We start from the raw sequence: 13960 nt of genomic DNA, 5'->3' as shown, positions 1-13960 counted from the left end.
ACTTACTTTCTTTTATTCGATCTTTTTGCTAAGGAAACCCAAATCCCCAAAGCTAGAAGAATACCACCTAACACTATAAGGTATGTTTGTTCCTTTGTCAATAACGCTTGCCATTTGAGCTGAACACCCATTTTTTCTTGAAACTCTTGAAGAAGATTATCTTGACCTTTAAAGGTCTCATTTAATGCTTCTTTCATGAGTACTTGCCGATAAAGTGCAGCAATATAAGTTGCTGGAGTACATTTCATTAGTAGTTGTGCAAAATCAGGTAGAACACCTAAAGGTACATAAGTCCCTACCAAAAAACCAGAAGCTGTACCCACTATGGTCGAAAACTTCCCAAGACTGTCTACGGAATGGAAAAAATAAACAAAAATGGCATTCACTAAACTAGAAAGCAGGCTACTAAGCAGCATAATAGGGAGTACTTCAGGTAATAAAGACAGTGCTGGAACTTCTCTAAAATAGCCACACATCAGCACATACATAAGAGCCTGCATAAAAAAAGAGATGATGATTGCGCTCGTTAGATACGAAAATGGTAACCGCCACTTTCCTTGATCCGATAAATAAAGATCCTGATCTACTTGATTTTCACGGTCCTTTACTAACTGAGTCAGGGCAGCCAAACTTGTCGTAATCCCTGTCACAGCTAGCGTCCCACTCATTAACCAATTATTTAACACAGGACCACTATTGGGGAGCTGAGCCCAAGCATCTGTTAGATTTTTTTGAAGAAAAATAATATAGAGAACAAAGGAAATCAAGGCTCCCAACAGGGAGAAGAAAACTCCTGAACGATTCCTAAAATACAATAAAAAATTTCGCTTTAGTAAGGCTAGCATTAGCGGACCTCCCTTCCTGTAAGTGCAATAAAGGCATCATCCATGGTCCCTGGACGAAACTCAAAATGGGCTAGATTATCTCTAACTTGCGCCAGGTAATCAATGGCTTCCCTTTCACTCTCGGGTCGAAGAACATACTCCAATTGACTTTGTTGCTCTACTGACATTCCCGAAGATTTGAGACTTTCTATCTGCTGTCTCTCCTTGAAACGAATCTTTAAGATATTAGTAGCATATTGGCTCTTAATATCTAGTGCCGATCCTTGAGCAATCACTTTCCCAAGATCTACAATATAAATTTGATCAGCTTCATCTGCTTCGTCAAGATAATGCGTGGTCAATACAACGGTCATTCCCTCTTCTCTCTGCAATTGATAGAGCAAATCCCAAATAGACTTCCGGGTTTGAATGTCTAAACCTGTCGTTGGCTCATCTAAGAACAGAAGATCCGGACCGTGCAGTAGAGCACGCGCAATGTCAACCCGACGCTTTTGGCCGCCTGAAAGCGTCCCATATTTCTGCTTTTGGAAAGCTGATAGGCCTAGTCGATCAATAAGATCAGACACACGATTTGGTTTTAGGCCTTTGTACTGTCTGGCACGAATGGTCAGATTTTCCTTAACCGTCAGCATCTCATCTAAAACACTGGTTTGGAAGACCACACCAATTTTAGTACCGGGTTCATAAATAATGTCGCCTTGCGTTGGTTGTTTCAAACCAATCAACATGGAAATCGTCGTTGATTTCCCCGCCCCATTTGGTCCTAGAATCGCATTAAACGTTCCCTTTTCAAACTGTAGGTGAATATGATCAACCACTAGATGATTTCCATACCGTTTACTGATGTTTTTAGCTTGTAATATCATGTTCTCTCTCCTTTTTGACAGTATCAGTCTAGCAAAAAAGCCGTTTAAAAAACGGCCTTTTGGGATAAGCGGTCAAAATGAGAACCTAAGTGGCAAGATGAAAGTGACAAAAAGAAGAAGAAAATTTAATGCAACCATTCTTTTCCCCATTGATTCAAGTCCTTTAAAATCGGCATCAGTGATTTCCCTTTTTCTGTCAGCTCATATTCTGTATGGAGTGGTATCGTTTCAAAATCATATTTCTCAATCAATTGGTTCTCTATTAAAACATCTAATCCACGTGTCAAACTGATAGTTGTAATCCCTTCAACTTCTCTTCTCAATTGATTGAAACGGACTCTCTTATGCTTGTTTATAACCCATAATATATTCATCCTCCATTTCCCACCAACCACATCTAAGACTCGAGACATACTACAGTTCCAATTTTTATTTGTTAACATTTTTTCTCCTTACAAAAATGTGCCTACTATTCAGGTAGTTTGTAAAGTATTATAATCTATTTATCATTTATTTTAAAGGAGTCACTTATGTTTATTGTAAATCTTACCTATATAAAGTCCCTTGATGAAGTTGAAAAACACTTAGAAAAACACATAGATTTTTTAAATCAGTATTATACAAAAGGTCTTTTTATCGCATCTGGAAGAAAAAATCCAAGAACCGGCGGTATCATTCTCATGAGAGCAAAAAATAAAGATGCTGTCCAAGAAATCATTGCACACGATCCATTCTATCAAAATGAGATTGCTCAATATGAGATCATTGAATTTGAGGCAAGTAAATATTGTCCAGAATTGAAAACCATCCTCGGCGATCCATTGGACGAAAAGGAGAAAATTAAATGAAGAGACTCAAGGTCCACTCAATACCGCGTAGAACCGTTAAAAAAGTGTGACTTAGTCCCATTAAAGCATCAGTTGCTATCTAGAGGCTCTTTTGTTACACTACTAATATGAATACACCGATCAAACCAAAATTACAACGATTTCAAACAGCCACTGCTTTTGCCTGTCCTATCTGTCAACTGAACCTAGAACTTGTGGGGACCAGTTTTAAATGTCCAAATAATCATTCTTTTGATTTGGCGAAATTTGGCTATGTCAACCTTGCTCCCCAGATCAAGCAATCAAAGGACTATGACAAAGAAAATTTCCAAAATCGCCAGCTGATCTTAGAAGCAGGGTTTTATGAGCCGATTCTAACAGCGATCGGACAAAAAATTCCGACTTGTGATGGCAAGATTCTAGATATCGGTTGCGGAGAAGGTTATTACTCCCGAAAACTACAAGAAGCTTATCCCCAAGCTACTTTCTATGCATTTGATCTTTCAAAGGAATCCGTACAACTAGCTGCCAAGAGTGACGCTAGCTGGAAGGTCAATTGGTTTGTAGGAGATTTGGCTCATTTACCCATTCAATCTAAGAGTATGGAGGTCATTTTGGACATCTTCTCCCCGGCTAATTACGCTGAATTTGAACGTGTCTTAAAGACAGAAGGGGTGATCATTAAGGTCGTCCCAACCTCTTCTCATCTAAAAGAAATTCGTCAGTTGGCCCAAGATCAATTGGCCAAGCAATCTTACTCCAACCAGGAAATTTTAGAGCACTTTGAAGACCACTGCCAGATCCTCTCATCCGAAACGGTCAGCCTCACCAAGAGTTTAACTCCTGAAGAACGTCAGGCGCTCCTCGCCATGACTCCTCTTTTATTTCATGTTGACCAAGAAAAAATCAATTGGACCCGCCTCAAAGAAATCACCATTGAAGCTGAGCTGCTGGTTGGGAAAATCAAGATACAAAACCCGTAAAGTGCAGATTAAAAAGGGGATAAGATAGAAGCACAACTCGTTACAGTTGCTCCTGTCCTATTCCCTTTTTATATTTTTATTGATCTCCTACATGATAGTAGATCGATCCTTGTTCCCCAAAACTAGCGATTCCAACACCAGACCACAAGCGGTTCTTAGAGGCATCGGATGTATCCTTAAAAACAACTTGTCCTTGATCATCGACCTGATCACCAATGGTCACTCCTGCAGGGATATACTCCAACAAGAAGCCACCATCACGACCACCATAGATACCTTCTGAGGCTGTCCCATAATCCGTCAAAGAAGCACCATAGCCCTCTAACTCTTGTGAAACCAACCCTTTGTCGTTAAAGACCAGCTTGTTTCCTTTATCATCTTGCCAGACACCAGCAATACTGCTGTAATCCCCATTAGCAATAGCCTCAAGATCCATTTTCTTCACTTCTTTTTTCTCTTCTTTTTTTTCTTTCTCCTTCACTTCTGAACTAGAAGCTGTCGTCTTTTTCACCTCAGAAGAAGCACTCGTTTGACTAGAAGAAGAATCTGATTTCTTACTCGCGCTCTGTTGCGAACAAGCCACCAACAGGAGCACACTAAGAAAACTCACCAGAATTGCACCAACTTTTTTCATTAAAAATTCCCCATACATTTTTTTAGTTTAAAGCCCTTTCATTGTAACGTATTTTCAAGCATTTGACAAGCTTCACTCTCCATTTTTAATCAAAAAGAGACCGGGATAATCAATCCTAGTCTCTCTATTGATACAGCTCTTAATGAGCCAGCATTTCCTGTGCCACTTCTAAACCAGATAAGTTGGAAGGATAATAAGTTGGCCAATTTTCTAACTCATCATAAAGCGCTTCTTGACTCTTTCCTCCATGGAAAATGTGGAAGTGAGCTGCCTTTACCGGAGTGATTTCATGGTCACTAAATTGAACATATTTGAAGTCTCCCGCATCGCTTTCCTTGGCTTCAAAAAGATAACGAACACCACGATTCCCCTTCTTATAAGTCAAAATGTGCTTACCTACATATTTATAGGTATATTTCTTAGAAGATCCTTTTTGATAAAACTCCATTGAATCCTTATCAATCTTAATCCGATCAATATCTGTTTGGTAACCCTTGGTATAATATTCCTTATACTCAGCAGCAGTCATGGTTGGATTTAATTTTGCCTTATAATCAAAGACCTGATCCAAAGTTCCATCTTGCAAGTATGGATAAACCGATTTCCAATCACCTGCGTAATTTTCTAAGCTACGATCCTTCACTTGACTATCCTCGAAATAGCCCTTTTGAACCGTCTTAGAATCTTCCTCATGTTCCGGTTGAATATCCTTACCAGCTTGGGATGTGGTTTTCTCTAGCGCCTTCAGATTCTCCTTCATGACAGAAACGTAGTCTTCGCCATCTTTCATTTCTTGATCCGTCAGGCTTTCCAAAGGATTTAAGACAGCCAACTCAACACCAGCTTCAGAAGACAAGGTTTTCGCCAAGGACTTAGAAGCATTTTCTTCAAAGTAAATCACCTTGATCTCATTTTTCTTGATATACTCTGTCAATTCACGCAATCGTGCAGCAGAAGGCTCGCTATCAGGTGAAATCCCTGAAATGGCCACTTGGTTTAAGCCATAATCCAAGGCCAAGTAACGGAAAGCCGCGTGTTGGGTCACAAAATTCTTTTGCTTAGCATCTTTCAAGCCATCCTGATAAGCTTGATCCAAAGCCTGTAATTTCTTCAAATAAGCTTGGGCATTCTTCTCAAACGTCTTTTTCTTATCTGGATAAGCTGCGACCAACTGATCGCGAATCGACTCTACCATCTTCATGGCACGATGTGGAGAGAGCCAAAGGTGAGGATCATATTCATGATGGTGTTCTTCGCCCCCTTCGTGTTCATGTTCCTCTTCCAATCCAGGAAGCAAGACCATGCCCTTGGTGGCATCGATCACTTTGGTTTTCTTATCCTTCATTGATTTCAAAAGATTTGGAACCCACGTTTCCATGTTTTCATTCTCATAGACGAAAACATCCGAATCTTGAATCATAGCCCGCCCCTTAGCAGACAATTCATATTCATGAGGCTCTGATCCCGCTCCAATGAGCAGTTCTACCGTTCCTTCATCTCCGACAATATTTTTTGTAAAATCATAAACAGGATAAAAAGTGGTCATCACTTTTAATTTTCCATTTTGACTCTGACTTTTGCCACAAGCAGTCAAGATAAGGGCAAAAGCCACCAACAACATTAAACCTATTTTTTTAAATTTCATATTTACTTCCTCCAACGTGATCCAAGATTCACAAGCAAGAACAGGGCCACAAATAAAAGCGTGATGCTGGCACTTGCTGGTGTATCTGCAATATAAGACAAAATCAACCCACTAAACATCCCGATAAAGCCAATAATGACCGCAAGCAACATGACCCCACGGAAGTTCTTCCCTAATTTCAGCGCAATACTAGCCGGTAAGACCATGATAGTTGAAACCAATAACGATCCTGCTGCAGGAATCATTAAGGCGATAGCAACCCCTGTCACCACATTAAATAAAATGGACATGGTCCGGACCGGAAGGCCATCTACGAAGGCCGTATCTTCATCAAAAGTCAAAATATACATAGGCCGCAAGAATAAGGCCGTCAGCACTAATACAACGAAAGCAATCACAAACAAGGCGATCACCTGTTCATCCGTAATGGTTAGGGTAGAACCAAACAAATACTGATCCAAGCTCATCGAGCTTTTCCCACCACCACGCATCAGTACTAAAGCTAGGGCAAGACCAGTGGACATTAAAATTGCCGTCCCGATCTCCATAAAGTCCTTAAATAAGGTCCGCAAATACTCAAGAAAGACCGCAGCAATAATGACAATGATCATAGTCGAGAGCGTCGGAGAGATCCCAAGAAAAAGTCCAAAAGCGACACCCGCAAGAGAGACGTGACTCAGCGTATCACTCATCAGACTCTGCCGTCTCAAAATCAAGAAAATCCCTAACACAGGAGAAAAAAGACTCATGGCAACCATAGCCAACAAGGCCCGCTGCATAAAATCATACTGGAATAAATCAAGCATGGTCACCCTCCCCTTCTGTATCATGGACGTTAAAACATCTCCAAGGAGAGCTCTGGTCACGAACCAAATGAATATTCCGATCCGCAAATTGGTTAACCTCTTCTGGATCGTGCGTAATCATCAAAACAGATTTTTGATGGTGATGCGCACTGTGATGCATCAACTCATAAAAATCACTCTTTGTCGTCGCATCCATCCCTGTTGTCGGTTCATCTAAAACAAAGATATCCGGATCAGAAGCAAACATCCGAGCAATGACGGCCCGCTGTTTCTGACCACCAGACAAAGAACCAATCGCCCGATCCTTGAACTCCAGCATCCCAACAGATTCTAAACTCTTCAGAATATGTTTTTCATCGTGCTCATTCAACTTTCGAAACCAGCCTTTACGAGGATACCGACCTGACTTCACAAATTCATAGACCGTACTTGGAAATCCAGCATTAAAACTAGCAATCTGTTGTGGCAAATAAGCAATCCTTAACTTCTTTCCCTTAACATTCGTCTTTGAAATCTCAACTGTCCCCACCTTGGGCTGTAAAATCCCAAGACTAGCCTTAATCAAGGTTGACTTAGCAGCACCATTTTCACCGGTCAAAGTCACAAACTCCCCACTATCTAAGTAGTAATTGATCCCTTCTAAAACCGGTTCCCTATCATAATAAAACGATAAATTCGAAACCGTAATATACCTCAAACTATAACTCCTCTTCCAATAGATCTAAAAACCGCGAAATGACCCCTTGCTCATTCTTTGTAAACTTCGACAAAACATCCTCATAAGTGTGAAGAGTATGCTGATGGTGGTGCTGATGCTCTAATGCAATAGGCTTACCAATCTCAGTTAAGCGATAATAGAGAACCCGAGCATCATTTTCATCTCGATAAGTCTCCAGCATGCCCTGACTTAATAAGGGCTTCACGGCCTTCGTGATAGCCGCCTGACTGACATTCAATTTCTTAGCTAAGACAGAATTGGTTAGAGCTTCATCAGCAACCAGCATCAAAATATGTTCCTGAGTGTTAGTTAATGAAACACCACTTGTACAAGAACCAACTAAAATCTCATGCTGATTTTCTGATAACAATAAAATAGAATTTAAAAATCGATCGATTTTATTTGCAACTTCAGACAAAATTGACTCCTTCTAATTCACTAAATGAAACTTTACCGGTTAATTATATCACAAAAAAGAAAAAATTAAAACAAAAAAAGGAGTAAAACTCCTTTATAATCTATACCGGCGGCCGGGGTCGAACCGGCACGTCCTTGCGGACACTGGATTTTGAGTCTAATATTATTAGTTTTAAATCTCAAAAATATTGATTTTATAAGCTTTTTTTCCATAATATTTTTTAAAACTTAGTATCACTTCCAAAGTTTAGATACTTTTTAGTAACTATAAAATGCTAGAAAGTATACTCCTTATTAAAAAGAGTTTTGGACTAGTTTTGTGCAATTTTATTACCCATATCCGTAATAAGAGAGGCTAAATTAATTGCCTTTAATGATTGTAGAAATTGGTTGTGAATATCATTAGACACATAACCAGCTAGCAAAATATGCTCAGCCATGTCATATTGCTTAATCAAGAGAATCTTATCATGTTTTTCATTAAATAAAATCGCACTAATTGCTGTATTAAAGACTGGAAAACGAAAACTCGCACATTGTGAACAATAAGGAATATCTCCCTCATCTTTTAAAAATTTTTTCTCCAAAGGATGCCCACATTCGGGACAACAAGTCATTGTTTTGTCAAATATAGAAGCCTCTTTTTTAAAGTTCTTAAAAGTAATTTTACCAGTAAAATCGAGACCACGCAAGACATTGAAATAAATCAAGACTTTATTTAAAATTTATCTTATGATATACTAAACTTATCAGCTATTGGTTCTGAAAAAGTGTCTGCCACAGTTTTACTACAAATTCTCATGACTTGTGCCAAGATTTATAAAAAACGGATAGCTATAATAGCTCTTAGAGCAAAAACATGACATATAGGAGGTTAAAGACATGTCATACTTTTATCTTTTTATCGCCATTGTAGGAGAGATATTGGGAACTAACCTTTTGAAATTATCAGACGGTTTTACAAAGCCTATTCCAACCGTTTCTGCCCTACTTAGCTATGGCGTTTGTTTCTATTTCTTATCACTAGCAATGCAAAAAATTCCTGTAGGAATAGCTTATGCAACATGGTCAGCTGTCGGTTTAGTTTTGATATCCTCTATCGCAGTAATGATTTTCAAAGAAACACTAAATGTTTATAGCATTATCGGTTTAATTTTGATTATCATTGGTGTTGTCATGGTTAACTTATTAGGAAATGCAGGACATTAATAAAACCGGCTCTATACTATTTGTAGTGGGTAAATCCCCTATGGATATTATGGAGCCTATTTTGTTGTAGAAAAAAAGTTCCATAAGAACTATAATGAAAAGCTAGAATTCTGTCAATATTTTGGACACATTTTGGGAGGGAATTTTGAAGACTAGCGTCCTCCTAATTTTCCCAATAAGTTTTAACTTCTTCAAAAATCTTATTCAAAAGTTCTGCATCTTTTTCTGACAACTGATTTTTTTCTATAACTCTATCTTTTAGTTCTGTTGCCTTTATTTTATTTCTTGCCACCGAAACTGCTATTGAATGTTTCAAAATATCAAACTCATCCTTTGAAAAGTTTGCAATATTGGTAAGATCTAATTGTTCTAGAGGTAAACTACTGATAATTGAATAAGGTTTTTGTCCCAGCAAATAATCTGTAGTAGTCCCAAAGATATTTGCCAATTTCACAACGAATTCTAATCCTGGTTCTAACGTTCCATTCTCCCACCGAGAATATGTCCCTTGTTGAACTCCAATTAATTCCGATATTTGTACTTGAGTTAACTTTTTTGATTTTCTGAGAGTTTTTAACCTCTCTGAAAATTTATAATCCTCTGTATACATAATTCTCCTATAGATATTCTTATTCGTATATTTTAGCTTGACAAAATATTCCAAACGGTATAAAATAGAATTATTCCATAAGGAATATTTATTTTGAGATTGAATATTCCATTGAGAATATTATAGCATAAAAGGAGGTAAAAGCGTATGTAACTAGTAGTCGATTTAAAAAATTTTAATAAAGGAGGTAGGATTCGACAAAATAAAAAATCTTGAAACAAATGTGCCGTTCGTTCCAAGATCAAAACATATTATGTAACAATTATACCACAGAAAACTCTTCAGTTGCACAAGAAAATTTCGGAGGTTTCACAAAAAGATGACCAATAAAGAGTTAGTCAATCAAATTTCTGGCCTAAACTCTACCTCTACTCTTAAAAATTGGATTCAACTGATTAAAGAGATAAGTGGCAAGGAATTTAAGAAAATTAAAGTTCCTATCAGTAGAAATCCCAGAACTCATCAATTAAGTTATACAGTTGCCTATGATTTTACAGACGAAGACCTTAGACAATTTCAAAAGTTAGCTAAACTAAAACTTGAAATAGGTCTAAAAGAGGCTATACAAGCCGTATTTGGGAGTCTAGCAGACAATGAACATGAATCCCTAAACCAAGTAATAGATGAGCTCTACGATGAACTGAGCGCCTTAAAACAGGAATTTAAGCGAGAAATGCGACTGATAAAAATTGAGAATTCCAACCTAAAAAAGAAAATCCAAGATATTGAAGAGTCGATGCAAACCGGCTTACTAGGGTTTGTTAACAAGAGGTCAAAAAATAGGTTCGGCTAATAGCGAGTTTTCGGCTGAGCCATGAGGCAGAAAGCCGAAAATGAGCGTAGATGCGGACGGACCATTTTTGACCGATAGGGTGTGTAGTAACACCACCCTCTGCAAGTTAGGTGTATCATCGAAAGAATTCAGTATTTCCAAGGGTTTCGGAGATTTTAAGGGTGGCAAAATTAGGCAAAAAGTTGAATCAAAATCTATGGCAAAAAATGAACATTTACGTTCTGTATTTGACTGGATTCAAATTCAGTTTGACAAGACTGAATTTTCGCCAAGAGAAATAATCGAAGACATTCTATTTCTTGACTATGACCTATTTATTGAGAATATAGGGAGCCTTAAATACTATAACTATGATAGCCAGCTTCATTATGGAAATATCCGTATCTACTATGGAGCGAAAGAGTCGTCCTACATGCTTGTCATGTCAGGACAGGCACTCGAGTTCTATAGAGATATGGTATTAGATCCAAATAGTCTGTCCGAAAGACAGTTTCTGAACAACCTCTACTACAATTACAATCAATTTTCAGTAAGACGAATTGATATTGCAATAGATGATTTTAATGAAACACCCTATTTCACTCCTAATCAGCTTCTAAAGATTTGTCAGAAGAAACGCTTTATATATGGAAAAAGTACCTACTACAATACCTACGGAGATGAAACAATCGGCCAGACCTTATATTTGAGAAAACCCAATGATGATGAAAGACTTAGAATTTACGATAAACGCTTAGAACGAGCTGAGAAGCTCGGTATCAGCAAGCGGTATATAGAAAATTGGATAAGAACTGAGTTAGAACTTAGGAAAGAAAAAGCTCACTACTTCATTCAAGAATGGTTGCATTCAGAAATAGATCTTCTCAACTTTACCAAGGGATATCTCAAAGAAAAAGTGAGGTTCTATAGTGATAGTCACTTCTCAAAACCCTTGAGATCTTGGGAAAAGTTTTTAGGTCACTCAAAACCTATCTCTATCATTATTTCAAAACCAAAAACAGAACTAGAACAAAAATTAGAATGGTTTACCTATAAAGGTTCAGGGGCTATTCTAAAAGCGTATAAATTTCTATACGACAATAATTTACTGCATGAGTATGAGAAGTCTAACTATCTCGCACTCAACAATATGGAATATCCACCAGATTTAGCAAGTGGATTAATAGAAAGGGCAATACTCTTTAAAAGAGAGGATTTGATCCCCACAATCAAAGAAAATATCAAAAGGAGAAATTAACTATGGCAAAAATGCTTTCACAAAATGACTGGAATTTTAATAACATTGGAACAAAATTTGAATTGGATGAAGTCATTCCAAAATTTGAAACGGAAGTCCGAGCTGATGCAAACGGAGAAATTATCAAAAACCGAGATGGTAGCGAAAGACGTTTTAATACCGATAAAATCATTGGTTGGAAATACAATGTAACGATCAAGGATGGACAATTCAAAAAGAAATCAACCCAAGTCTCAGTAGACAATCCAGAAGCTTTAGTTGATAATGACTATATCCAAGCAATGGATGAAGTACCAGTAACATTTGACAATTTACAAGCTACTATGATTAGTTCGACAATGTATTACAAGGCGGATGCTATCCATTTAGTAGATGTAAAACAAAAATAAGTATAAGACAAGGGGAGTTAATCCTCCCCTTACTTAATCTAATTAGAAAAGGAGATAACATGATTAAAACTGTAACAAAAGATGACCTTATCGAACTTGGATTTGCTCCAGGAACTGCAAGAAAGATTATCCATACCGGCAAATTACTATTAGTGAATCGTGGTTTTAACATCTACGATAACAAAAGGATTGGTACAATTCCAGCCAGTGTCGCAGAAGAACTATTAGGAATTGAACTCCAGAAAGAAGCGTAGCTTATGGCTTTACGTAAAAGTAGAGACGGAACTTGGATTGTTGATGTTTCCAATGGTATAAATCCAATATCTCTAAAACAACGTAGAATTGTAAGAAAAGGATTCAAAACTAAAAAAGAAGCATTGGAGGCCGAACAATACTTACGAAGTGTCGAACTTAAAGAAAAAAGTTTCAACTCAAAAATATCAATTGATATCCTTTATGATCTCTTAAAAGAAGAGGATAGAATAAACAACAGAAAACAAAGCTATATAGATACACAAGAAAACAACTATAACAGGCATATAAAAAACTATTTTGAAAAAGTTGATGATGTAGCTAAATTAACTTATGAAGATATCTATCAATTCAGAGAACATCTAAGAGATAAAAATACTCAAAACTCAGAAAAGAAGCTAAGTCCAAACACTATTAATAAAATTATAATTTTACTAAAGAAAATTCTGGATGTTGGATTAAGAAAGGGATTTTACAAGGAACATCCCGTAGGATTACTGAAAAAATTACCCATAGAAAAAGTAAAATTAAATTTCTGGACAGTAAAAGAATTTAAGCATTTCTTAACACTATTTAGCAACGATGAATACAATATAAAATTACTATTCACAGTTCTATTTTTTACTGGTCTAAGACTCGGAGAAGCTCTTGCTCTAACGTGGAAGGACATAGAGTTTTCTACAAATACAATCCATGTAAGTAAATCAATATACGTTAAAAAAGGTGAAGAACACATTAGTAGTACAAAGACAAAAGCTGGAACCCGAAGAATCATCATGAACACCAAACTAGTGGAGACACTAGAAGAATGGAGGCAAACACAGCATGAAAGATTAAAAGAATTTACAACCAACCTAGATGATCTACAGATATTTCAAAATAGCCCGATTACGATAACTAAGGATTCAATCGAAAAACAATATAAAAAAATATTACAAAGAGATAGTTCTTTAAAAAAAATAAGAATTCATGACTTCAGGCATTCACATGCTTCCCTACTAATAAACCAAGGAGAAGATTATCTTGTCGTAAAAGAAAGATTAGGACATGCTTCTATAACTACAACAATAGATACATACTCTCATTTGTATCCAAGCAAGCAACAAAAATTAGCGGATAAATTAGATGATTTGTTATAAAACTAGTAATTTTAAGTAACTCAGCGTTACAAATTCAACAAATAAAAGAAAAAGACAAGGTCCGAAAACCTTGTCTTTAATACTATACCGGCGGCCGGGGTCGAACCGGCACGTCCTTGCGGACACTGGATTTTGAGTCCAGCGCGTCTGCCAATTCCGCCACGCCGGCATAAATTTAACTGGGGTAGCTGGATTCGAACCAACGCATGAGGGAGTCAAAGTCCCTTGCCTTACCGCTTGGCTATACCCCAATAATAATATTAATAAATAGGCGAGTGATGGGGATCGAACCCACGCATGCCAGAGCCACAATCTGGTGTGTTAACCACTTCACCACACCCGCCATAATTATTAACACGGGCAGTAGGAATTGAACCCACACTGAAGGTTTTGGAGACCTTAGTTCTACCTTTAAACTATGCCCGTAAAGGATGGAAGGGGAGGGATTCGAACCCCCGAACCCGAAGGAGCGGATTTACAGTCCGCCGCGTTTAGCCTCTTCGCTACCCTTCCTGATTATTGAATTGATGGCGCGAGACGGAATCGAACCGCCGACACATGGAGCTTCAATCCATTGCTCTACCAACTGA

General features: G+C 37.6%; 18 protein-coding genes and 5 tRNA genes. 8 read left to right on the top strand and 15 right to left on the bottom strand.

Features of this window, described 5'->3' with window-relative positions; all coding sequences use genetic code 11:
• Window positions 1-2: 2 nt before the first annotated feature.
• The 3 genes from ADH92_RS02610 to ADH92_RS02600 all read right to left on the bottom strand — a co-directional run bounded on the left by ADH92_RS02610 (window position 3) and on the right by ADH92_RS02600 (window position 2154).
• Window positions 3-845 (bottom strand): ABC transporter permease, encoded by an 843-nt coding sequence (locus ADH92_RS02610; protein WP_049496830.1) that lies wholly within the window; start codon window positions 843-845, stop codon window positions 3-5.
• Window positions 845-1711: an ABC transporter ATP-binding protein gene (locus ADH92_RS02605; protein ID WP_049496827.1), complete on the bottom strand. Its 867-nt coding sequence runs from the start codon at window positions 1709-1711 to the stop codon at window positions 845-847. The genes ADH92_RS02610 and ADH92_RS02605 overlap by 1 nt, the downstream gene beginning before the upstream one ends.
• 125 nt (window positions 1712-1836) lie before the next feature.
• Window positions 1837-2154, bottom strand: a complete 318-nt coding sequence (locus ADH92_RS02600; RefSeq protein WP_080978948.1) for a winged helix-turn-helix transcriptional regulator — start codon at window positions 2152-2154, stop codon at window positions 1837-1839.
• An 87-nt stretch (window positions 2155-2241) separates the two neighbouring features.
• Here ADH92_RS02600 and ADH92_RS02595 point away from each other — a divergent pair, with 87 nt between their 5' ends.
• A complete protein-coding gene (locus tag ADH92_RS02595; protein WP_049496823.1) occupies window positions 2242-2559 on the top strand; it encodes a YciI family protein in 318 nt (105 codons plus the stop codon).
• Between the two features lie 107 nt (window positions 2560-2666).
• Complete coding sequence (locus ADH92_RS02590; protein WP_049496819.1) at window positions 2667-3521, top strand: putative RNA methyltransferase; 855 nt, start codon at window positions 2667-2669, stop codon at window positions 3519-3521.
• A 76-nt stretch (window positions 3522-3597) separates the two neighbouring features.
• Here ADH92_RS02590 and ADH92_RS02585 read toward each other — a convergent pair whose 3' ends face one another.
• The 6 genes from ADH92_RS02585 to ADH92_RS11295 all read right to left on the bottom strand — a co-directional run bounded on the left by ADH92_RS02585 (window position 3598) and on the right by ADH92_RS11295 (window position 8451).
• Window positions 3598-4155, bottom strand: coding sequence for a DUF6287 domain-containing protein (locus ADH92_RS02585; RefSeq protein ID WP_049496817.1), 558 nt, complete (start codon window positions 4153-4155; stop codon window positions 3598-3600).
• A 139-nt stretch (window positions 4156-4294) separates the two neighbouring features.
• Entirely contained in the window at window positions 4295-5800 is a 1506-nt protein-coding gene (locus tag ADH92_RS02580) for a zinc ABC transporter substrate-binding protein AdcA (RefSeq protein WP_049496814.1), read from the bottom strand.
• 2 nt (window positions 5801-5802) lie between these two features.
• The gene (locus ADH92_RS02575; protein WP_049496812.1) at window positions 5803-6606 is read right to left on the bottom strand and encodes a metal ABC transporter permease; all 804 of its coding nucleotides are present in this window, start codon (window positions 6604-6606) and stop codon (window positions 5803-5805) included.
• Complete coding sequence (locus tag ADH92_RS02570) at window positions 6599-7303, bottom strand: metal ABC transporter ATP-binding protein (protein WP_003013743.1); 705 nt, start codon at window positions 7301-7303, stop codon at window positions 6599-6601. Before ADH92_RS02570 ends, ADH92_RS02575 begins: the two co-directional genes overlap by 8 nt.
• A 1-nt stretch (window position 7304) precedes the next feature.
• Window positions 7305-7742 (bottom strand): zinc-dependent MarR family transcriptional regulator, encoded by a 438-nt coding sequence (locus tag ADH92_RS02565; RefSeq protein ID WP_003004547.1) that lies wholly within the window; start codon window positions 7740-7742, stop codon window positions 7305-7307.
• Window positions 7743-8052: 310 nt separating this feature from the next.
• Window positions 8053-8451, bottom strand: a complete 399-nt coding sequence (locus tag ADH92_RS11295; RefSeq protein WP_049496811.1) for a hypothetical protein — start codon at window positions 8449-8451, stop codon at window positions 8053-8055.
• 172 nt (window positions 8452-8623) lie between these two features.
• Here ADH92_RS11295 and ADH92_RS02555 point away from each other — a divergent pair, with 172 nt between their 5' ends.
• Window positions 8624-8950, top strand: a complete 327-nt coding sequence (locus ADH92_RS02555; protein ID WP_000120162.1) for a DMT family transporter — start codon at window positions 8624-8626, stop codon at window positions 8948-8950.
• 163 nt (window positions 8951-9113) lie between these two features.
• Here ADH92_RS02555 and ADH92_RS02550 read toward each other — a convergent pair whose 3' ends face one another.
• On the bottom strand, window positions 9114-9560 hold the full coding sequence (locus tag ADH92_RS02550) for a helix-turn-helix transcriptional regulator (RefSeq protein WP_000287814.1): 447 nt from the start codon (window positions 9558-9560) through the stop codon (window positions 9114-9116).
• A gap of 319 nt (window positions 9561-9879) precedes the next feature.
• Here ADH92_RS02550 and ADH92_RS02545 point away from each other — a divergent pair, with 319 nt between their 5' ends.
• From ADH92_RS02545 to ADH92_RS02525, 5 genes are read left to right on the top strand one after another with little or no spacing between them, the layout of a single operon-like run.
• On the top strand, window positions 9880-10353 hold the full coding sequence (locus ADH92_RS02545; protein WP_000182279.1) for a hypothetical protein: 474 nt from the start codon (window positions 9880-9882) through the stop codon (window positions 10351-10353).
• A gap of 40 nt (window positions 10354-10393) precedes the next feature.
• Window positions 10394-11590, top strand: coding sequence for a replication initiation factor domain-containing protein (locus tag ADH92_RS02540; protein ID WP_049496810.1), 1197 nt, complete (start codon window positions 10394-10396; stop codon window positions 11588-11590).
• Window positions 11591-11592: 2 nt separating this feature from the next.
• On the top strand, window positions 11593-11979 hold the full coding sequence (locus ADH92_RS02535) for a hypothetical protein (protein ID WP_006595173.1): 387 nt from the start codon (window positions 11593-11595) through the stop codon (window positions 11977-11979).
• Between the two features lie 59 nt (window positions 11980-12038).
• The gene (locus ADH92_RS02530) at window positions 12039-12233 is read left to right on the top strand and encodes a DUF3173 domain-containing protein (protein WP_000598356.1); all 195 of its coding nucleotides are present in this window, start codon (window positions 12039-12041) and stop codon (window positions 12231-12233) included.
• A 3-nt stretch (window positions 12234-12236) separates the two neighbouring features.
• On the top strand, window positions 12237-13370 hold the full coding sequence (locus tag ADH92_RS02525; protein ID WP_009732034.1) for a tyrosine-type recombinase/integrase: 1134 nt from the start codon (window positions 12237-12239) through the stop codon (window positions 13368-13370).
• 85 nt (window positions 13371-13455) lie between these two features.
• Here ADH92_RS02525 and ADH92_RS02520 read toward each other — a convergent pair.
• The 5 genes from ADH92_RS02520 to ADH92_RS02500 form a co-directional block, all read right to left on the bottom strand.
• Window positions 13456-13539, bottom strand: a tRNA-Leu gene (locus ADH92_RS02520).
• 10 nt (window positions 13540-13549) lie between these two features.
• Window positions 13550-13621 (bottom strand) — tRNA-Gln (locus ADH92_RS02515).
• 19 nt (window positions 13622-13640) lie between these two features.
• A tRNA-His gene (locus ADH92_RS02510) sits at window positions 13641-13713 on the bottom strand.
• Window positions 13714-13725: 12 nt separating this feature from the next.
• Window positions 13726-13796, bottom strand: a tRNA-Trp gene (locus ADH92_RS02505).
• A 6-nt stretch (window positions 13797-13802) separates the two neighbouring features.
• Window positions 13803-13883: transfer RNA gene (locus ADH92_RS02500), tRNA-Tyr, on the bottom strand.
• Window positions 13884-13960 lie beyond the last annotated feature (77 nt).

This window comes from Streptococcus parasanguinis, from assembly GCF_001073155.1.
Lineage (GTDB): Bacteria > Bacillota > Bacilli > Lactobacillales > Streptococcaceae > Streptococcus > Streptococcus parasanguinis_D.
Note: the sequence above shows the minus strand (reverse complement) of the source record. Positions and strands in the feature narration are given on the sequence as shown.